General features: G+C 69.0%; 16 protein-coding genes and 1 tRNA gene. 13 read left to right on the top strand and 4 right to left on the bottom strand.

Annotated features, from left to right (window positions below; all coding sequences use genetic code 11):
- Positions 1-9: 9 nt before the first annotated feature.
- Positions 10-1,479 carry a pyruvate kinase gene (gene pyk, locus ACT3T9_RS12370; RefSeq protein ID WP_441444070.1) on the top strand — a complete coding sequence of 490 codons (1,470 nt, stop codon included), beginning with the start codon at positions 10-12 and terminating at the stop codon, positions 1,477-1,479.
- A 137-nt stretch (positions 1,480-1,616) separates the two neighbouring features.
- On the opposite strand, the gene ACT3T9_RS12365 is transcribed toward pyk, so the two are convergent.
- A tRNA-Leu gene (locus tag ACT3T9_RS12365) sits at positions 1,617-1,702 on the bottom strand.
- A gap of 110 nt (positions 1,703-1,812) precedes the next feature.
- Between ACT3T9_RS12365 and ACT3T9_RS12360 the strand changes: the two genes are divergently transcribed.
- A complete protein-coding gene (locus tag ACT3T9_RS12360; RefSeq protein ID WP_444600982.1) occupies positions 1,813-2,463 on the top strand; it encodes an ANTAR domain-containing response regulator in 651 nt (216 codons plus the stop codon).
- A 49-nt stretch (positions 2,464-2,512) separates the two neighbouring features.
- Positions 2,513-3,883: an ABC transporter substrate-binding protein gene (locus ACT3T9_RS12355; RefSeq protein ID WP_444606697.1), complete on the top strand. Its 1,371-nt coding sequence runs from the start codon at positions 2,513-2,515 to the stop codon at positions 3,881-3,883.
- A gap of 54 nt (positions 3,884-3,937) precedes the next feature.
- Here ACT3T9_RS12355 and ACT3T9_RS12350 read toward each other — a convergent pair whose 3' ends face one another.
- Positions 3,938-4,399: a hotdog fold thioesterase gene (locus ACT3T9_RS12350; protein WP_441444067.1), complete on the bottom strand. Its 462-nt coding sequence runs from the start codon at positions 4,397-4,399 to the stop codon at positions 3,938-3,940.
- A gap of 64 nt (positions 4,400-4,463) precedes the next feature.
- Between ACT3T9_RS12350 and polA the strand changes: the two genes are divergently transcribed.
- The 7 genes from polA (at position 4,464) to aroD (ending at position 13,809) form a co-directional block, all read left to right on the top strand.
- Positions 4,464-7,181 (top strand): DNA polymerase I, encoded by a 2,718-nt coding sequence (polA, locus tag ACT3T9_RS12345; RefSeq protein WP_441444066.1) that lies wholly within the window; start codon positions 4,464-4,466, stop codon positions 7,179-7,181.
- 283 nt (positions 7,182-7,464) lie between these two features.
- A complete protein-coding gene (rpsA, locus tag ACT3T9_RS12340) occupies positions 7,465-8,961 on the top strand; it encodes a 30S ribosomal protein S1 (protein ID WP_441444065.1) in 1,497 nt (498 codons plus the stop codon).
- Positions 8,962-9,082: 121 nt separating this feature from the next.
- Positions 9,083-9,913 carry an HAD-IIA family hydrolase gene (locus ACT3T9_RS12335; protein ID WP_441444064.1) on the top strand — a complete coding sequence of 277 codons (831 nt, stop codon included), beginning with the start codon at positions 9,083-9,085 and terminating at the stop codon, positions 9,911-9,913.
- 149 nt (positions 9,914-10,062) lie between these two features.
- On the top strand, positions 10,063-11,319 hold the full coding sequence (aroC, locus tag ACT3T9_RS12330; RefSeq protein ID WP_444606696.1) for a chorismate synthase: 1,257 nt from the start codon (positions 10,063-10,065) through the stop codon (positions 11,317-11,319).
- Positions 11,316-11,858, top strand: a complete 543-nt coding sequence (locus ACT3T9_RS12325) for a shikimate kinase (RefSeq protein WP_444606695.1) — start codon at positions 11,316-11,318, stop codon at positions 11,856-11,858. The genes aroC and ACT3T9_RS12325 overlap by 4 nt, the downstream gene beginning before the upstream one ends.
- Complete coding sequence (gene aroB, locus ACT3T9_RS12320; protein WP_441444061.1) at positions 11,855-12,937, top strand: 3-dehydroquinate synthase; 1,083 nt, start codon at positions 11,855-11,857, stop codon at positions 12,935-12,937. The genes ACT3T9_RS12325 and aroB overlap by 4 nt, the downstream gene beginning before the upstream one ends.
- An 8-nt stretch (positions 12,938-12,945) precedes the next feature.
- On the top strand, positions 12,946-13,809 hold the full coding sequence (aroD, locus tag ACT3T9_RS12315) for a type I 3-dehydroquinate dehydratase (RefSeq protein ID WP_441444060.1): 864 nt from the start codon (positions 12,946-12,948) through the stop codon (positions 13,807-13,809).
- Between the two features lie 10 nt (positions 13,810-13,819).
- Here aroD and ACT3T9_RS12310 read toward each other — a convergent pair whose 3' ends face one another.
- Positions 13,820-14,725 carry a trimeric intracellular cation channel family protein gene (locus ACT3T9_RS12310; RefSeq protein WP_441444059.1) on the bottom strand — a complete coding sequence of 302 codons (906 nt, stop codon included), beginning with the start codon at positions 14,723-14,725 and terminating at the stop codon, positions 13,820-13,822.
- Positions 14,726-14,778: 53 nt separating this feature from the next.
- Between ACT3T9_RS12310 and coaE the strand changes: the two genes are divergently transcribed.
- Both coaE and uvrB read left to right on the top strand, forming a co-directional pair.
- Complete coding sequence (coaE, locus tag ACT3T9_RS12305; protein ID WP_441444058.1) at positions 14,779-15,414, top strand: dephospho-CoA kinase; 636 nt, start codon at positions 14,779-14,781, stop codon at positions 15,412-15,414.
- A gap of 51 nt (positions 15,415-15,465) precedes the next feature.
- The gene (gene uvrB, locus ACT3T9_RS12300; protein ID WP_441444057.1) at positions 15,466-17,568 is read left to right on the top strand and encodes an excinuclease ABC subunit UvrB; all 2,103 of its coding nucleotides are present in this window, start codon (positions 15,466-15,468) and stop codon (positions 17,566-17,568) included.
- Between the two features lie 203 nt (positions 17,569-17,771).
- Here the strand turns inward: uvrB and ACT3T9_RS12295 are convergent, their stop codons facing one another.
- Entirely contained in the window at positions 17,772-18,230 is a 459-nt protein-coding gene (locus ACT3T9_RS12295) for a pyrimidine dimer DNA glycosylase/endonuclease V (protein WP_441444116.1), read from the bottom strand.
- Positions 18,231-18,427: 197 nt separating this feature from the next.
- Between ACT3T9_RS12295 and ACT3T9_RS12290 the strand changes: the two genes are divergently transcribed.
- Positions 18,428-18,892: a hypothetical protein gene (locus tag ACT3T9_RS12290; RefSeq protein ID WP_442331801.1), complete on the top strand. Its 465-nt coding sequence runs from the start codon at positions 18,428-18,430 to the stop codon at positions 18,890-18,892.
- Position 18,893: the final 1 nt, after the last annotated feature.

Here is an 18,893-nt window from a genome sequence, read left to right as displayed (position 1 = left end):
TGGGTTGACATGCGGAAAGCCAAGATCGTCTGCACACTCGGGCCGGCGACCGATTCCTACGAGCAGGTCCGAACGCTGATCGAAGCGGGGATGAATGTCGCCCGGATGAACTTCAGCCACGGAACGCACGATGATCACGCGAAGGTCTACGCGAACATCCGTCGTGCCGCGGAGGACCTCGGCAAGAACGTCGCCGTGCTGGTCGATCTGCAGGGTCCGAAGATCCGGCTCGGAAAGTTCACCGACGGCCCGCACAAGCTCGAGGTGGGCGACAGCCTCACCATCACCACCGATGACATCGAGGGCACCCGGGAACGGGTTTCGACCACCTTCAAGGGCCTGCCGGGCGACTGCCGCCCCGGCGACGTGCTGCTGATCGACGACGGCAAGGTCTCGGTGCGCGTCACCGAGGTGACCGAGACCGAGGTCGTCACCGTCGTCGAGGTCCCCGGACCGGTGTCTAACAACAAGGGCATCAATCTGCCCGGTGTCGCCGTGTCCGTGCCCGCCATGAGCGAGAAGGACGTGGCGGACCTCCGCTTCGGCCTCCGCCTCGGCGCAGATCTCGTCGCGCTGTCCTTCGTGCGTGACGCGCATGACATGGATGACGTCCTGCGGATCATGCAGGAAGAGGGCCGCCGCGTCCCCGTCATCGCGAAGATCGAGAAGCCGCAGGCGGTCCGGGCGCTGCGCTCGATCGTCGGCGCCTTCGACGGCATCATGGTCGCCCGCGGCGACCTGGGTGTCGAGATGCCGCTGGAGCAGGTCCCGCTGGTGCAGAAGCGCGCCATCGAGCTGGCCCGCCGCAACGCGAAGCCCGTGATCGTCGCCACCCAGGTGCTCGAGTCGATGATCGAGAGCCCGCGTCCCACGCGTGCAGAGGCATCGGACTGCGCGAACGCGATCCTCGACGGTGCCGATGCGGTCATGCTCTCGGGCGAGACCAGCGTGGGCAAGTACCCCTTCGAGGCCGTGCGCACCATGGCACGCATCATCACCAACACGGAGGAGAACGGCGCAGACCGCATCCTCCCGCTGGGCACCATTCCGCACACCCGCGGCGGTGCGATCACCCGCGCGGCCGCCGAGATCGGCGATCAGCTCTCCGCGCAGTACCTGGTGACCTTCACCGAGTCCGGAGACACCGCCCGCCGGCTCTCTCGCCTGCGGCCCACCATCCCCCTGCTGGCGCTGACCCCGTACCCCGAGGTCGCCCGCCAGCTGTCCCTGACCTGGGGCATCGAGTCGCACCTGGTGCCGATGCAGAACGACACCGACGCAATGGTCGGCAAGGTCGACGATCTGCTCCGCGAGCAGAAGGGCCTCCAGAAGAACGACCTGGTCATCGTCGCCGCCGGTTCGCCCCCCGGCGTCCACGGCTCGACCAACACCCTGCGCGTGCACCGCATCGGTGACCTCGACGGCACCGAGTCGGCTCGCATCGAGGCGAGCAACATCGCCGCCGGCCCGCAGGGCTGATCCAGCAGGGCTGAGCGACGTTCTGCGAGCTCGCGAGCGGTAGGAGCGCAGCGAGTCAGGAGGGCTGAGCGAGACCCTCATCACGACAATGGCGCCCGCGGCTGTAAAGCCGTCGGGCGCCATTGTGATGTTGGAACTGGTGCCGGGTGCGGGACTCGAACCCGCACGCCCTCACGGACAGCGCATTTTGAGTGCGCCGCGTCTACCATTCCGCCAACCCGGCTGGCCCCCCACGAGGGAGTGCTGGATTAGGATACCGCTGATGACCACCGGCCTCGAACGCGCGGGTGCACGCCACCTGTACGCCAGGCCCACACCGAGACACAGGGCGACATGACTGACGATATGACTTCACTTCCCGACGACGCCCAGGACGAGACTCTGCCCGGTGACGGTGCGCCGCGTCGCACTGCCGTGGTGGCTGAGGACGAGAGCCTCATCCGCATGGACATCGTCGAGACCCTCACCGAGGCCGGATTCGAGGTGCTGGCAGCCGTGGGTGACGGCGAGAGCGCCGTGGCGAAGGCCCGCGAGCTGCGCCCCGATGTGGTGGTGATGGATGTCAAGATGCCGCAGATGGACGGCGTCACCGCGGCCGAGCGGATCGGCGAGGAGAACCTGGCGCCGGTCGTCATGCTCACCGCCTTCTCGCAGACCGAGCTGGTCGAGCGCGCACGGGACGCCGGCGCGATGGCGTACGTCGTCAAGCCCTTCACCCCCGCTGATCTGCTCCCGGCGATCGAGATCGCGATCTCGCGCTTCCAGCAGATCACGCAGCTGGAGTCCGAGATCGCCGACCTCGGGGAGCGCTTCGAGACCCGCAAGCGCGTGGACCGCGCCAAGGGCCTGCTGCAGACCAACATGGGACTGTCCGAGCCGGAGGCGTTCCGCTGGATCCAGAAGACCTCGATGGATCGTCGCCTGACGATGCGCGAGGTGGCGGATGCCGTGATCGATCAGCTGGGCGGTCAGAGCAAGGACTGAGGTCACCAGGGCCGGGGTGGGCCGGGACGAGAAGGGGAGCAGCGGGGCTATGGCGATCTCACGACGTACGCTGGTGCGCGGGCTCGGAGCGGGGATGCTCGGTGCCGGCGCGCTGACGGCCTGCGGCGAAGGCGGGATGCGTCGAGGCCGCCGCCGTGCGACCACGCCCCCGCCTACCGCTGAAGCCCTCTCGGAGCCCGAGACGCCTCTGGTGATCGGCCAGATCGGTGCGAACTACGGCCGGATGGCGAAGTTCGAGGAAGCGATCGCGGTGTCGATCACCATGGCCAGGATCGACGTGAACGCGCGATGGGACGGGCTGTTCGGGTACGAGGTCGAGCTCTCCGACCGGTATGTGATGCAGGAGCCGGGGGAGGATCTCACCCCGGTCATCCAGGGCATGGCCGATTCTGGTGTGACCTGTGTGATCACCTCGATCGATGAGGAGTCGCTGATCGCGGCGATGCCGGCCCTGGTCGAGGCGGGGATTGCGGTGATCGATGTGTTCACCTCCGGACGCGATCTGCGCCAGCCCGAGGTGCAGACGGCGAACCTGCTGGTGCGGCTCTCTCCCTCGGACCTCACGATGGCGCTGCAGTATGCGGATATCGCGCTGGGCAGCACGGCGGAGAAGGCCGGGCCGCAGGGGACGATCGCCTATCTCTCGGAGGACACCCTGCAGGGCCGGAGCCTGCTCTACGAGCTCGAGCAGGAACTCGTCCCACGCAACGGGAGCGTGGTCTCCCAGCAGTTCTACGAGGTCGGGAACTTCGGTGACATCGCGGCCCGGGTGAAGGCGGTGATGGACGCTCCGCCTGCTCCGCTGATCTTCAACGGCGGTGCAGAGGCGGCGCCCTTCCTGTCGGCGCTCTACTCGGCGACCCTAGATCCCGGCCAGCGCCCCAAGGTCGAGTTCCCCAAGCGCCTCGCGCCGGCGGCGACGGTCGACTTCTCGCGGGAGCAGGTGGCGGAGGACCTCGTGCCCGAATGCCTCACCTCGGCGACCAGCTATGAACCCGGCGCAGAGATCACGAAGGAGCACCAGAATATGATGCTCAACCTCAATGCCGACTTCCTGCGCACCGGATACGCCTATTCGCAGCAGGGATACGACGCGTTCACGATGGCCTGCCTGGCAGCTCAGCATGCGCTCTCGGTCGAGGGGACCGCGCTCGCGGGGGCGATCCCGGCGATCTTGACCGGCTCGGAGGCCTGCACCGACTACGGCATGTGCCGGCAGGTGATGAGGACGGGCCTGGAGGCGGAGGAGACTGCGACGGTCGCGTACTCCGGGAGGATGGGGAAGTTCGAGCTGGGGCCTGAGTTCGACGCCCGGCTCGGAGAGCTCCGTGAGTACACTTGGTCAGAGGCCAATGTGCTGGAGCCCGGCACAGCGAAGAACTTCGAGGCGCCCGAGTAGGACGGGCGGGAGCGTGACGCGTCGCATGCCGGCCGGTCAGATCGGTGGGAGGCGTCAGCGTGGTGCGAGCAGCTGGGTGGAGACGGTGATCGTGCTCAGCAGCGTGCCCTGCTCGTCGTGCACCTCCACCAGATAGCTGGCCACCTGGCGCCCGAGGTGGAGGGCCCGGCAGGTTCCCATCACGTTGCCCTGCTTCGCCGAGCGATGGTGCAGAGCGGAGACGGAGGTCCCCACCGCCTGCGCCCCCTCGCCGTGGACCTCACGGGCCCGCAGGATCGCCGAGAAGGACGCGATGGTCTCCGCCAGTGCGATCGTCGCACCGCCGTGCAGCAGCCCGGCCGGCTGCAGGTTGCCCGTCACCGGCATGCTGATCGTCCCGCCCGAGGCATCCAGCGTCAGCAGCTCCATCCCGCACCGCTCCACCAGCGTGCCGCGCAGGAGCGGGGCGAAGTGCGCCCGCAGCTCTGGGCTGAGTGGTGGCGCGGCGGTGTGATCAGGGCGGTTGCTGTCGGTCATGGAAAGAGCGTGCCACAGCCCGGCGGGGGAGCGGGTGTCGGCACGACATGGGAGACTGCTCCCCATGAATGCGAGTGACACCGACGACCAGCGCATCCTCCTCATCGACGGGCATGCCATGGCGTTCCGCGCCTTCTTCGCCCTGCCGGCGGAGGGCTTCAGCGACGGCCGAGGCCAGGCCACCAATGCCGTGTACGGGTTCACCCGCATGATCATCAACGTGGTCGCCTCCGAGCGGCCGACGCACCTGGCGGTGGCGTTCGATCTGCCCGGCGGCACTTTCCGCGACCGCATCTATGACCAGTACAAGGGCGGTCGGGACGAGACCCCCGCCGCCTTCCATGGTCAGATCGCTCTGATCCAGCAGGTCCTGGACGCATTGGGAGTGCGCTGGCTCACCTACGAGGACTATGAGGCGGACGACATCATCGCCACCCTCGCCACGCGCGCCGAGGCGGCGGGCGACGAAGCCCTGATCGTCACGAGCGACCGCGATGCGATCCAGCTGGTCGGCGAGAAGGTCACGCTGCTCCAGCCGATCAAGGGCGTCACCGAGATGCGTCGGATGACCCCGGCGGGCGTGGTGGAGAGGTACGGCATTCCCCCGGAGCGCTACCCGGATCTCGCGGCGCTGGTGGGGGAGGCGGCGGACAATCTCCCCGGCGTCCCGGGCGTCGGCCCGAAGACCGCCGCGAAGTGGATCCTCCAGTACGGCGACCTGCCCGGGGTGATCGCCCATGCCGGTGAGATCAAGGGCAAGGCCGGCCAGTCTCTGCGCGACCATCTGGAGGCTGTCGAGCGGAATCGCTTGATGAACGCCGCCTTCACCACCCTGGATCTGCCCGAGGACCCCGCGTACTACGCCCTCGGAGGCGGGGACCGCGCCCGCGTGCTCGAGGTGTTCGACGACCTCGCCTTCGGTGACACCATCCGCCGTGACCTGCCCGCCTCGCTGCTCGGAGAGTCGGTCTCGGTCGCAGCGGCAGAGGAGGAGCAGCAGGTCTCGGAGGTCCTCATGATCGAGGACGTCGCGGGGCTGCAGGAGCTGCTGGACACCGGCGGCGACATCCTCGCCCTCGATGTGGTCGAAGACGTCCGCGGCGGCGCGTTGCTGGGCCTGGCCACACCGGATGCGCGCGGCGCTGTGCAGCTGGAGCGGTTGGACTCGGAGGCCTCCTCCCTGCTCGCCTCCGCCCTTGATCGCGCCACGGAGATCCTGGTCGCCGACGCTCCTGCGGTCCGCTCGTGGCTGGGTGAGCGCGGCTACCGTCCCCAGGCACAGCTGCACGATCTCTCCCTGGCATCCTTCGTGCTGCGTCCCGGCGCCCGCACCTATGACGCGGAAGCGCTCGGCACCGAGTTCGCAGGCGTGAGCTTCGAGCCGCGTCCGCGCAAGCCCGCCCCCTCGACTCTCGCCAAGGAGGCCCCGGAGGTCCGCGCCGAGCACGTCGCCCGCGCGGCGGCCCGCCTCGCGGGAGCCGCTGCCGCGCTCCACCCGGCGGCTGAGGTGCTCGGGGAGAACCTGGCGCAGGAACCCTGGGCGCTGCGCATCCTCGATGAGCTCGAGCGCCCCCTGCAGGCGGTGCTGGAGACCATGCATGAGCGTGGGATCGCTCTCGACGGCCCGGCGGTGGCCACCTTGCGCCAGGAGTTCGAGGGCTTCGTCGCCCAGGCCAAGCGCGAAGCCGGCGAGATCGTGGGGGAGGAGGTCAACCTCGCCTCTCCCAAGCAGCTGCAGGTGGTGCTGTTCGAGACGCTCTCCCTGCCCACCACGCGGAAGATCTCCTCGGGTCACTCGACCGATGCTGAATCTCTGACCGATCTCTCCGAGACCCTGGATCCGGACTCCGCAGGGCATCGCTTCCTCTCCTGGCTGCTGCGCTTCCGCGAGATGAGCAAGCTGACCGGCTACCTGGTGGGCCTGGACAAGGCGGTGGACAGCAGCTCCCGGGTGCACACCACCTTCCAGCAGACCGCCGCGGCGACCGGGCGTCTCGCCTCCACCGAGCCGAATCTGCAGAACATCCCGGTGCGCACCTCCGAAGGGCAGCGGATCCGCGACGTCTTCGTCGCCGGGGACGGCTTCGAGACCCTGCTGACCGCGGACTATTCACAGATCGAGATGCGCATCATGGCGCACCTCTCCGAGGACGAGGGCCTGATCGAGGCGTTCAACTCCGGGGAGGACCTGCACAACTTCGTCGCCTCACGGGTGTTCGGGGTGAGTCCCGATGCGGTGGATCCGGCGATGCGCTCGAAGACGAAGGCGGTCAGCTACGGCTTGGCCTACGGGCTCTCCGCCTTCGGCCTGTCCCGCCAGCTGCGGGTCTCCCGCGCAGAGGCGACGGCTCTGCGCGACGGATACTTCGAACGGTTCGGCGGTGTGCGCGATTACCTCCAGCAGAGTGTCGAGACGGCTCGGACCACCGGCTACACCGAGACCATCCTCGGACGCCGCCGCTATCTCCCCGACCTCACCTCGGACAATCGCCAGCGTCGCGAGAACGCCGAGCGCGTGGCCCTGAACTCGCCGATCCAGGGCAGCGCCGCAGACATCATCAAGCTCGCCATGCTCGCCGTCGAGCGCCGGATGCGTGAGGCCGAGCTCTCCTCCCGGATGCTGCTCCAGGTCCATGACGAGCTGGTGGTCGAGGTCGCTCCCGGCGAGCTCGACAGGGTCCGGGAGATCGTCGAGGACGGCATGGACTCGGCGTATGAGCTGTCGGTGCCGCTCGAGGTCGGGATCGGCATCGGCCGCACCTGGCGCGAGGCAGCACACTGAGGAATCAGGACCTGACCGGCAACTGCGAAAGCAGCGGCGAGAGGCGCGGCGGGAGAAGCGGGGAGAGGAGCAGGACGGAACTCACATCCGCCACTCGCGTTCCGGACCGTCCTGCCCTCGCGGTTCATCGTCCGGGCTGTTAGGCTTTCGAAGGTCTGTGGCCGAGCCGTCACCGTCGTGTTCACCACGTCGAGCACGGCACGGGCACCGACAGGTCCTCTCCGGAGGGCTTGCACGTCCATCGACCCTACTCATTTCCTGTCCCGACGGAGTCCTTACCTACATGACCGACACCACGACCCCCCAGATCGCCATCAACGACATCGGCGGCGCCGACGAACTCATGGCAGCCATCGATGCGACCATCAAGTACTTCAACGATGGCGACATCGTCGAAGGCACTGTGGTGAAGGTCGATCACGACGAGGTCCTCCTGGACATCGGCTACAAGACCGAGGGCGTCATCCCCTCGCGCGAGCTGTCCATCAAGCACGACGTCGACCCCGGTGAGGTCGTCGAGGTCGGAGACGAGATCGAGGCCCTGGTTCTCCAGAAGGAGGACAAGGAAGGCCGTCTGATCCTGTCCAAGAAGCGCGCCCAGTACGAGCGCGCCTGGGGCACGATCGAGCAGATCAAGGAAGACGAGGGCGTCGTCACCGGCCGCGTCATCGAGGTCGTCAAGGGCGGCCTCATCGTCGACATCGGCCTGCGCGGCTTCCTCCCCGCCTCCCTCGTCGAGATGCGTCGCGTCCGCGACCTGCAGCCCTACGTCGGCCAGGAGATCGAGGCGAAGATCATCGAGCTCGACAAGAACCGCAACAACGTGGTCCTGTCACGCCGTGCCTACCTCGAGGAGACCCAGTCCGCGGTCCGCTCGGACTTCCTCCAGACCCTCCAGAAGGGCCAGGTCCGCGAGGGCGCTGTGTCCTCCATCGTCAACTTCGGCGCCTTCGTCGATCTCGGTGGCGTCGACGGCCTGGTGCACGTCTCCGAGCTGTCCTGGAAGCACATCGACCACCCCTCCGAGGTTGTCGAGGTCGGCCAGAAGGTCTCCGTCGAGGTGCTCGACGTGGACATGGACCGCGAGCGCGTCTCCCTGTCGCTGAAGGCGACCCAGGAGGACCCGTGGCAGCTCTTCGCCCGCACCCACGCCATCGGCGAGGTCGTCCCGGGCAAGGTCACCAAGCTGGTTCCCTTCGGTGCGTTCGTGCGCGTCGAGGACGGCATCGAGGGCCTCGTGCACATCTCCGAGCTGGCTCAGCGCCACGTGGATCTGCCCGAGCAGGTCGTCACCGTCGACCAGGACGTCTTCGTCAAGGTCATCGACATCGACCTCGAGCGTCGCCGCATCTCGCTGTCGCTCAAGCAGGCGAACGAGGGCGTCGACCCCGAGGGCGACGACTCGACCTTCGATCCGGCGCTCTACGGCATGGCTGCGGAGTACGACGCCAACGGCGAGTACAAGTACCCCGAGGGCTTCGACCCGGAGACCAACGAGTGGCTCGAGGGCTACGACGCCCAGCGCGAGGTGTGGGAAGGCCAGTACGCGGCCGCCTACGAGCGCTGGACCGCTCACAAGGCGCAGGTCGTCGAGGCAATCAAGGCTGACGAGGAGTCCGCGAACGCTCCGGCGGCCGCCTCCACCTCGTCCTCCTCCTCCTCCACGGAGTCCGCGGCCCCCGCGTCGCAGTCCTCCTACCAGTCGAGCTCCTCGGACGAGGGCACCCTCGCCTCCGACGAGGCCCTGGCCGCCCTGCGCGCCAAGCTCACCGGCAACTGATCCGTTGCTGATCGGCTGATCAGCGATCGACATCGACGACGGGCGTCACCTTCGGGTGGCGCCCGTCGTCGCGTCTCGGGCCACGTCGCGCCCGGTGGCGGTGGTACGGCAGACTGGTGCCATGACCACCGCGCTCGATGACCACCCGATCCACTCCTGGCTCACCGACATGGACGGCGTGCTCGTCCACGAGGATGCCGCACTGCCCGGGGCAGCTGACTTCATCGCTGCGCTGCAGCAGTACGGCCGCCCGTTCCTGGTGCTGACCAACAACTCGATCTTCACCCCGCGGGATCTGCGGGCGCGGCTCTCTCGCAGCGGCATCGACATCCCTGAAGCCGCGATCTGGACCAGCGCCCTGGCCACCGCTCGCTTCCTCGCGGAGCAGCAGCCGGGCGCGGCCGCCTATGTGATCGGCGAAGCGGGCCTGACCAGCGCCATGCACGAGGAGGGGTTCATCCTCGCCGACTCCGATGTCGACTTCGTGGTGCTGGGGGAGACCCGCACCTACTCCTTCGAGGCGATCACCCGCGCGATCCGCCTGATCGCGCGAGGGGCGAAGTTCATCGCCACCAATCCGGACGTCACCGGACCCAGCGCTGAGGGGCCGCTGCCGGCCACCGGCTCGGTCGCGGCGATGATCACCGCCGCCACCGGGATCCAGCCGTACTACGTCGGCAAGCCCAACCCGCTGATGATGCGCACCGCTCTGAACCGGATCGGCGCCCATTCGGAGACCTCGATCATGATCGGGGACCGGATGGACACGGATGTGAAGTCCGGTCTCGAGGCCGGGATGCGCTCGTTGCTGGTGCTCTCGGGATCGACGCAGGCGGACGAGATCATCCGGTATCCGTACCGGCCCACTGCGGTGCTCGACGGCATCGCGGACGTGGTTCCACTGGTCGGAAGGCTCACCCCGATGGAGTCCGTGGAGCTGGGCGAGGACTGAACGCACCGCACCGGCACGGACGGGATGGGCCAGGGCCGATGTGAGCAGAGAGCGGCCGGGGCCGGTGCGTCGCGGGTCATTCCTCGCCTGCGCTCCCACCGCACGGACATGGACCCTTCGTGCCAGCGCGTCATGACAGAATGAACGCCATGTTGCGCTGGTTCACCGCCGGGGAATCCCACGGCCCCTCCCTGATCTCCCTGCTCGACGGCGTCCCCGCCGGTATCGAGCTGACCAGTGACGACCTGAAGGACGCGCTCGCGCGTCGTCGGCTCGGACACGGCCGTGGCAGCCGCCAGAAGTTCGAACAGGATGTGCTCACCATCCACGGCGGGCTGCGTCACGGACTGACCCTCGGCTCCCCGCTCGCGATCGAGGTCGCGAACTCGGAGTGGCCGAAGTGGGAGAAGGTCATGAGCGCCGACCCGGTGGCCCGTGAGGACCTCCTGGTCGATGCCGGCACCGGGGACGAGCGCGAGATCGCGCGCAACCGTCCGCTCTCGCGGCCGCGCCCCGGGCACGCCGATCTCTCCGGGATGCTGAAGTACGGCTTCGATGAGGCCCGCCCGATCCTCGAACGTGCCAGCGCACGCGAGACCGCTGCCCGAGTGGTGGCGGGTCGCGTCGCCGCCGCGCTGCTCGAACAGGCTGCCGGGATCCGGCTGGTGTCCCACACCCTGCAGGTGGGGAGCGTGCGAGTCCCCGATGAGGCGCCGCTGCCCACCCCGGACGATCTCGCTGCGCTGGACGCCGATCCGCTGCGCTGCTTCGATCGCGGTTCGTCCGCGGCGATGATCGCGGAGGTCGACGCGGCCAAGGCCGACGGTGACACCCTCGGCGGCGTGGTCGAGGTGCTGGCCTACGGAGTGCCCGTCGGCCTCGGCTCCCACACGCAGTGGGATCGCCGCCTCGACGGCCGGCTGGCCCAGGCGATGATGTCCATCCAGGCGATGAAGGGCGTGGAGATCGGTGACGGGTTCGCCACCGCCGGTCGGCGCGGCTCCGAGGCGCATGACGAGATCCTCGCCACCGGCGATTCCGACTCCGGCGCATCGAGGACGTTCCCCCGCGTGACCAACCGCGCCGGCGGTCTCGAGGGTGGCATGAGCAACGGCCAGGTGATCCGCGTGCGCGGCGCTCTGAAGCCGATCTCCACCGTTCCCCGTGCACTGCGCACGGTCGACGTCTCCACCGGCGAGCAGACCACCGCGAACCATCAGCGCTCCGACACCTGCGCGGTGGCGCCCGCCGCAGTGATCGCCGAGGCGATGGTGGCGCTCGCCCTGGCGGACGCGCTGCTCGAGAAGACCGGTGGTGACTCCGTCGCCGAGATCCGCGCCCACCTGGAGGGGACGAACGCTCTGCAGTCGGCACTGACTGACCGCCGACCGGACCCCGCCTCGTGACGGGCCCGCTCGTCATCCTCATCGGTCCGATGGCAGCGGGCAAGACCAGCGTGGGTCGCGCTCTCGCCTCCCGGCTGGGTGTCGACTTCGCCGATCTGGACGCGCTGATCGTCGAGGCCGCGGGCCGCAGCATCCCCACACTCTTCGCGGAGGAGGGCGAGCCCGCCTTCCGCGAGCTCGAGTCCCGGACCCTCGCCCGCGCGCTCACCGAATGCGACGGGGTGCTCTCCCTGGGCGGCGGCGCCCCCGTGCATCCGGCCTCTGCTGAGCTGCTGCGGGGCCGGCCGGTCGTGCTGCTCGAGGTCGAGGAGCACATCGCGGCCCGGCGCCTCTCCTACGGCGCGGGCCGACCGATGCTCGCGGGCAAAGACCCCATGGTGCGCTGGCGAGAGCTCGCTGAGGAGCGCGGCGGCAACTATCGCGATGTGGCGGCGCACCGCATCGATTCCGGTCACGGCAGCCCTGCGCGCGTGGCCCGCACGATCGTCCGCACCCTGCAGCTTCCCCTGCCGACCGACCCTGAGAAGGAGACCGCATGAGCACCACCGTCATCCCGGTGACCACCCCGACCGGCGGCTATGACGTGCACGTCGGCCGCGGCCTGCTGGCCGAGCTGCCCGCTGTGCTGCCCGAGCGTGCGCGCAGGGTCGTGATCATCCACCAGCCGAGCCTGCGCGAGGTGGCGGAGCAGGTCCGATCGATCGTCGCCGAGACCGGACGAAAGGCCTTCGCCGCCGAGGTTCCCGATGCTGAGGAGGCCAAGACGGCGCAGGTCGCCGGGTTCCTCTGGGGCGTGTGCGGACAGGCGGAGATCGGCCGGGGAGACCTGGTGATCGGCCTGGGCGGAGGCGCCGCCACCGATCTGGCGGGCTTCGTCGCCGCGACCTGGCTGCGGGGCATCGACGTGCTCCAGGTCCCCACCACGGTGTCCGCGATGGTGGATGCCGCCGTGGGAGGCAAGACCGGCATCAACACCTCCGAGGGCAAGAACCTGGTCGGTGCCTTCCACCCGCCGATCGCAGTGCTCGCCGACCTCGATGTGCTCGCCGCTCTCGCAGCCAACGACGTCGCGGCCGGCCTCGCGGAGACGGTGAAGGCCGGATTCATCGCGGACGAGCGGATCCTGGAGATCGTCGAGGCAGATCCGGCGGCGGTCCTCGATGTGTCCAGCGATGCGTTCCGCGAGGTGATCGAGCGTGCCATCCGGGTCAAGGCGCGAGTCGTCTCCGCGGATCTGCGGGAGTCCGGTGAACGCGAGATCCTCAACTACGGGCATACGCTCGCCCATGCGATCGAGCGCAATGAGCGCTACCTGTGGCGCCATGGAGCCGCGGTGAGCGTGGGGATGATGTTCGTGGCCGAGCTCTCCCACCTCGCCGGGAAGCTGTCCGAAGCCGATGTGGATCGTCACCGCACGATCCTCACCTCGCTGGGGTTGCCCACCACCTATCGCGACCGCCAGTGGCCGAAGCTCGAGGACGCCATGAAGCGGGACAAGAAGACCCGTGCCGGGCTGCTGCGCTTCGTGGTGCTCGACCGGATCGGGGTGGTCTCCCGGATCGAGGGACCCGACCCGGCCCTGCTGCTGTCCGCCTACGCCGCCATCACCGAGGAGTGAGGACCGAGATGAACCACGAGACCACGCCCGAGAGTGAGAGCTCCAGCCCCGACAGCGTCACCGCGCCGGGGACCGACGTGCGTCGCCGCACCGCCACGGTGCGCGGCATCGAGCTGGGCCGCGCACGGCCGGAGATCATCGTGCCCCTGGTCGAGCCCGACGAGGAGACGCTGCTGGAACAGGCCGCGGCTGCCGTGGGCACCCGGGCCCGGATCGTGGAATGGCGCCTGGACCGCTTCCGGCCGGACCTCGAGGACGTCTCGGACCATCGCGATGCGGTGCTGGCCGCTCTGCCCCGCCTGCGGGGACAGCTGGGGCCGGACAAGGCGCTGCTGGTCACCTTCCGCACCGCAGCTGAGGGCGGAGCCAGGGCACTTTCGGACCGTGACCTGGGAATCCTGCTCGAGAGCCTGATCGGCGGCCGCCGCGCGGGCACCCAGGCCGCGGTCGACCTGGTGGACATCGAGACCTCACGCGATCCGGGGACCGTCTCCCGGGTGATCTCCGCCGCGCACCGTCACGGCACCGTGGTCGTCGGCTCGTTCCACGACATGGACTCGACCCCGTCGGAGGAGACGCTGGTGGAGATCCTGCGCTCCCAGCGCCGGCTCGGGGCCGACGTCCCGAAGATCGCCGTCACCCCGCGCAGCCCGCGGGACGTCCTCACTCTGCTCTCGGCGAGCCTCACCGTTGCCGAGGACCTCTCGGGTCCGCACATCGCGATCAGCATGGGACCGCTGGGTGCGAGCAGCCGCGTCGCGGCCGAGACCTTCGGCAGCGCCGCGACGTTCGCGACGGTCGGCGCCGGCTCGGCCCCCGGGCAGCTCGCCGCGGAGGATGTCTCCCGGATGCTCGAGCTGCTGCGTCCCTGAGCAGAGCTCCTCAGAGTCGTTCCGGGCCCTCGGGGCCGTCGTCGTCGCGTGCGCGGCGCTCGTGCTCGGCCGTCCCCGGCAGCTCCTCGACGTCGGCGTGGGGGAAGATGCGGTCCTCGTAGCCGCCGGCGTCGAGGTCGTCCGCGAAGGAGTCCTCGGCCAGATCATCGGTGCCTGCATCGACCACCGGGATCGTCCCGGTCTCGTGCGCGACACGCTCCCGCTCGCTCTTGCGCGTTCGACGCACCAGCTGCTTGAGCTGGGACGCGGACATCGTCACCTGCCATTCGCTGTGGCCGGGCAGCGTCCAGCGGCGCCAGGCGGCGACCCCGGCGAGCAGGGACCCGATCGTCACCGCCACCAGCACCGTCCCCGAGGGCAGGCCGAGCGCGAAGACGCCCCAGGTCAGCACCGCGGTGACCAGGGCTCCAGTGGCATACAGCGGACCGCCGCCGAAGATCGCCGGGATCCGTCCCACCAGCACGTCGCGGATCACCCCGCCGCCCACGGCGCTCGTGACGCCCAGCAGGATCGCGGGCAGCACGTCCAGACCGTAGGCGAGCGACTTCGCGGTGCCGGTCGCCGCCCACAGCCCCATCGCGGCGATGTCCAGCACCGTCACTGTGCGCCGCCACCAGGGTCCGTCGGTGGAGATGAAGAAGGAGAAGCCCGCCCCTGCCAGGGCGCAGGTCAGATACCAGGGGCCCGAGAAGGCGGCCGGGACGCCGAGATCGAGGATCAGGTCGCGCACGATGCCGCCGCCGAGCCCGGCGGCAATTCCGATAATCGCGAAGCCCACCGCATCGAAGTTCAGCCGGGAGGCCAGCGCCCCGGCGGCAACGCCCATCACGAAGACCCCCACCAGATCCAGGATGCGCAGGAAGTCGTTGGTCACGAGCAGCTCGAGAGGGTCCACAGGTTCGACGGTAGTACGCGCCGGGCAGGAGCGGCGGACCGTACGATCTGGTCATGACCACGCTCACCACCCCGCTGCGCCTGGGGCTCACCGGCGGCATCGGCTCCGGCAAGTCGACTGTCGCCGCGATCTGGGGCGAGGCCGGCCACCGGGTGATCGACCTCGATGCCCACTCCCGCGCCGTGCTGGACGTGCCCGGCGACGGCGTGGAGGAGGCGATCGCCCGTTTCGGCGAGGAGTTCCGCACCGAGAGCGGCACGATCGACCGGGCGGCGATGGCGCGCCTGGTGTTCGCCGACGCCGCCGCCCGGGTAGATCTCGAGCACATCGTGCTATCCCGGGTCGATGAGGCGGTGGCCCGGGAGGAGCAGGAGGCGGCCCGGGCGGGGGAGCGGCTCGTCATCCACGACAGCCCTCTTCTGCTCGAGATGCACCACGACGCGGACTACCGCTCGGTCGTCGTGGTGCTCGCCCGGCGCGAGGACCGCATCTCCCGGGTGATGCGTGACCGCGGGAAGGATCGCGCCTATGTCGAGGCGATCATGACCGCGCAGGTCACCGACCTCGAACGGATCCGTCGCGCCGATCGTCTGGTGCTGAACACCGCGGAGCGGGAGACCCTCTCGGTCCGCGCCCTGCACGCCCTGCAGACGGTCCTCGCCGAGCTCGAGGATTCCGCCCTGCGCTGACGCCGCCGGGCGGGCATGTCGTCCGTCGGCCCTGAGTCGTAGGCTCGGGGGATGCGTCCCGTCACCGATCTGGTCCGCTCCGAGCATCCCTTCGAAGTCGTCTCCGAGTACACGCCCTCGGGTGATCAGCCGACCGCGATCGCCGACCTCACCCGCCGCATCAACGATGGCGAGCAGGATGTGGTGCTGCTGGGCGCGACCGGCACCGGCAAGTCCGCGACCACGGCCTGGCTGATCGAGCAGGTGCAGCGGCCCACCCTGATCATGGCGCACAACAAGACCCTCGCCGCCCAGCTCGCGAGCGAGTTCCGTGAGCTGCTCCCGCACAACGCGGTGGAGTACTTCGTCTCGTACTACGACTACTACCAGCCCGAGGCGTACGTCCCCCAGTCGGACACCTACATCGAGAAGGACTCCTCGATCAACGCCGAGGTGGAGCGGCTGCGCCACAGCGCCACCAACTCCCTGCTCACCCGGCGCGACGTGGTCGTGGTCTCCTCCGTCTCCTGCATCTACGGCCTGGGCACCCCGCAGGAGTATGTGGACCGGATGGTGCAGCTGAAGGTCGGTCAGGAGCTGGACCGGGACGAGCTGCTGACCCGCTTCGTGGACATGCAGTACGACCGCAACGACATCGCCTTCGAGCGCGGGACCTTCCGGGTGCGCGGCGACACCGTGGAGATCATTCCGATGTACGAGGAGCTCGCGATCCGCATCGAGTTCTTCGGGGACGAGATCGACGCGATCTATACCCTGCATCCGATGACGGGAGAGGTGATCCGCCAGGAGGACCACATCCACATCTTCCCCGCCTCCCACTACGTCGCCGGACCTGAACGGCTCTCCCGTGCGATCGGCACCATCGAGATCGAGCTCGCCGAACGGCTCGAGGAGCTCGAGCATCAGAACAAGCTGCTCGAGGCGCAGCGGCTGCGCATGCGCACCACCCACGACCTCGAGATGCTGCGCCAGATGGGCTCCACCAACGGGGTGGAGAACTACTCCCGCCACCTCGACGGCCGTGCGCCCGGCACGGCCCCGAACACCCTCATGGACTACTTCCCCGAGGACTTCCTGCTGGTGATCGACGAGTCCCATGTGACCGTCCCGCAGATCGGCGCGATGTACGAGGGGGACCGCTCCCGCAAGCGCACCCTGGTCGACTTCGGCTTCCGCCTGCCCTCGGCGCTCGATAACCGGCCGCTCACCTTCTCCGAGTTCACCAAGCGCACCGGTCAGACGGTCTACCTCTCCGCCACTCCCGCCGCCTATGAGCTCGGGAAGTCCGACGGCGTGGTCGAGCAGATCATCCGGCCGACGGGCCTGGTCGACCCGGAGGTGATCGTCAAGCCCGTCAAGGGCCAGATCGACGACCTGCGCGAGGAGATCGAGAAGCGGGTCCAGCGCGATGAGCGGGTGCTGGTCACCACGCTCACCAAGCGCATGGCGGAGGATCTCACCGACTTCTTGCTGGAGAACGGCGTGCGGGTGCAGTACCTGCACTCGGACGTCGACACCCTGCGCCGGATCGAGCTGCTGCGCTCCCTGCGGCTGGGGGAGTACGACGTGCTGGTGGGCATCAACCTGCTGCGCGAGGGCCTGGACCTGCCCGAGGTGTCGCTGGTCGCGATCCTCGACGCGGACAAGGAGGGCTTCCTGCGCTCCCGCACCTCACTCATCCAGACGATCGGCCGCGCCGCCCGCAACGTCTCCGGCCAGGTGCATATGTACGCGGACCGGATCACCGACTCGATGGAGTCCGCGATCGAAGAGACCAACCGGCGCCGCGAGAAGCAGGTCGCCTACAACCTCGAGCACGGCATCGACCCCACCCCGCTGCGCAAGCGCATCGCGGATGTCACGGACATGCTCGCCCGCGAGGACATCGACACCGACACCCTGATGTCCACCGACTACCGCTCCGGCAAGGAGCGAGTGGCCCGGGATCGCGCCCGGGCCAACGCCGTCGACGCGGTCAAGGGACGCAGCGTGGACCTCGGCGATGATCCGGTGGGCGCGCTGACCGGCATGATCGATGAGATGACCGCCCAGATGCACCAGGCGGCGGAGAACCTCCAGTTCGAGGTCGCGGGCCGGCTGCGGGATGAGGTGCAGGAGCTCAAGAAGGAGCTGCGGGCGGTGCAGCGCTCCTGAGAGACGCGGTGCGTGCCATACCGGAGAGATCCTTCCGAAACGGTGGCTGATGGGTGCCGCTATCCCACACTGAGCGTCCTATCGGAAGGATGCTTCCGAAGTGCGCAGAGGAGGGGCTCTCGTCTGGTTGCGGCACGGCAGATCTCACCAGATCCGGAGAGTGCTGCTGATGTACAGCCGAGGTGCCTCGAGCGACCCCGCAGTCAACGCTCGCGACGTTCGGGCTCACGCTCCCATGACTCGACAAGTCCTGGAATGACCTCGAACAGCGGATGCACCTCGGGCTGATGGAGCTGACGTTCCTGCTCCCACAACACAGGGCTTCGGCGCTCGAGCTTCGCGAGCAGATGCGTCCACTCGAGCGCGAGCTGGCCGTCCGTCACCGGAATAGGAGCTGGTTGCACGCCCGCTCCCGGCGGGAGATCGATGCGCGTGAGATCGAAGCGGTAGCCCCGCTCGGTCGCTTCCTGCGCGACGGCTGCGAGATAGGCGCCGACGGCGGCGACCGGCTCGGAATGCGCCCGGAACCGCTCCAGCTGCGGGTGCGCGCGGTAGCCCCGTGTCCGTCCAGCGAGCACCGCTTGGGCCAGCAACGATTCCCGCCAGCAGCCGGTGAGGCCCTGGCGATCGAGGTGGCGGGGGTGCAGTGACCACAGACGCATGCACCCATCGTCTCGCATGGATGGTGCGCCTGCGCCTGACCCGTCGAAGGTCATCCACCGCGCCGACGATCGTCGGCGGCGGAAGGCGGTGTCCGCCGGTAGCGTCGTGACCACGTCGACGGCGCGAGTCGACGGCGCGGCCTGCCCTCCCGCACCGAGCACGTCGCGCCACCTTCACGTGATCGAGGAGAATGCCCATGTCCAAGCCCCCAGGTTCTCGGATCCTGACCCACGCCGTCAGCACCGCCGTGACGATCGGCGTCGGAATGATCCCGCTGCACCGCTTGCCACGCCCGGTGCAGACCGGCTACATCGTGGTCCCCGCCGCCGCCACATCGGCCATCATGCTGCTCGCGTTCCAGCACTATGCATCCCGCTCATCCGTGGCCCGACGTGCGGACAGGATCACTGACGAGCCGTCTCGCGGGTCGAGCATGTCGACCGTCTCCCAGTGCGCCCTGTCCCTGGCCTTCGGCGGCGTGGTGGCCGGAGCCGGGGCAGCGAGCATCTGCCTGGACCGCGGGATCGAGAACCTGCTGCGCCGACGGGGTGTGCCCGCTCCCCGCGTGATGATGGGGCTCGCCTCCGGGGCACTGATGCTGGGAGTGAATGCGCTCGGGGACCGCGTGCCCTCGAGCCCGGAGGACGAGAACGCCAGCTGAC

It is taken from the genome of Brachybacterium sp. AOP29-B2-41 (assembly GCF_052378395.1).
GTDB lineage: Bacteria > Actinomycetota > Actinomycetes > Actinomycetales > Dermabacteraceae > Brachybacterium.
This window is presented reverse-complemented; position numbering and strand designations above follow the sequence as displayed.

Coding starts and splice junctions, on each gene's coding strand:
- coaE (WP_441444058.1), top strand. CDS start 14,779: ATGACCACGCTCACCACCCCGCTGCGCCTGGGGCTCACCGGCGGCATC.
- uvrB (WP_441444057.1), top strand. CDS start 15,466: ATGCGTCCCGTCACCGATCTGGTCCGCTCCGAGCATCCCTTCGAAGTC.
- ACT3T9_RS12295 (WP_441444116.1), bottom strand. CDS start 18,230: ATGCGTCTGTGGTCACTGCACCCCCGCCACCTCGATCGCCAGGGCCTC.
- aroC (WP_444606696.1), top strand. CDS start 10,063: ATGTTGCGCTGGTTCACCGCCGGGGAATCCCACGGCCCCTCCCTGATC.
- pyk (WP_441444070.1), top strand. CDS start 10: ATGCGGAAAGCCAAGATCGTCTGCACACTCGGGCCGGCGACCGATTCC.
- ACT3T9_RS12335 (WP_441444064.1), top strand. CDS start 9,083: ATGACCACCGCGCTCGATGACCACCCGATCCACTCCTGGCTCACCGAC.
- rpsA (WP_441444065.1), top strand. CDS start 7,465: ATGACCGACACCACGACCCCCCAGATCGCCATCAACGACATCGGCGGC.
- ACT3T9_RS12355 (WP_444606697.1), top strand. CDS start 2,513: ATGGCGATCTCACGACGTACGCTGGTGCGCGGGCTCGGAGCGGGGATG.
- aroB (WP_441444061.1), top strand. CDS start 11,855: ATGAGCACCACCGTCATCCCGGTGACCACCCCGACCGGCGGCTATGAC.
- ACT3T9_RS12290 (WP_442331801.1), top strand. CDS start 18,428: ATGTCCAAGCCCCCAGGTTCTCGGATCCTGACCCACGCCGTCAGCACC.
- ACT3T9_RS12350 (WP_441444067.1), bottom strand. CDS start 4,399: ATGACCGACAGCAACCGCCCTGATCACACCGCCGCGCCACCACTCAGC.
- aroD (WP_441444060.1), top strand. CDS start 12,946: ATGAACCACGAGACCACGCCCGAGAGTGAGAGCTCCAGCCCCGACAGC.
- ACT3T9_RS12360 (WP_444600982.1), top strand. CDS start 1,813: ATGACTGACGATATGACTTCACTTCCCGACGACGCCCAGGACGAGACT.
- polA (WP_441444066.1), top strand. CDS start 4,464: ATGAATGCGAGTGACACCGACGACCAGCGCATCCTCCTCATCGACGGG.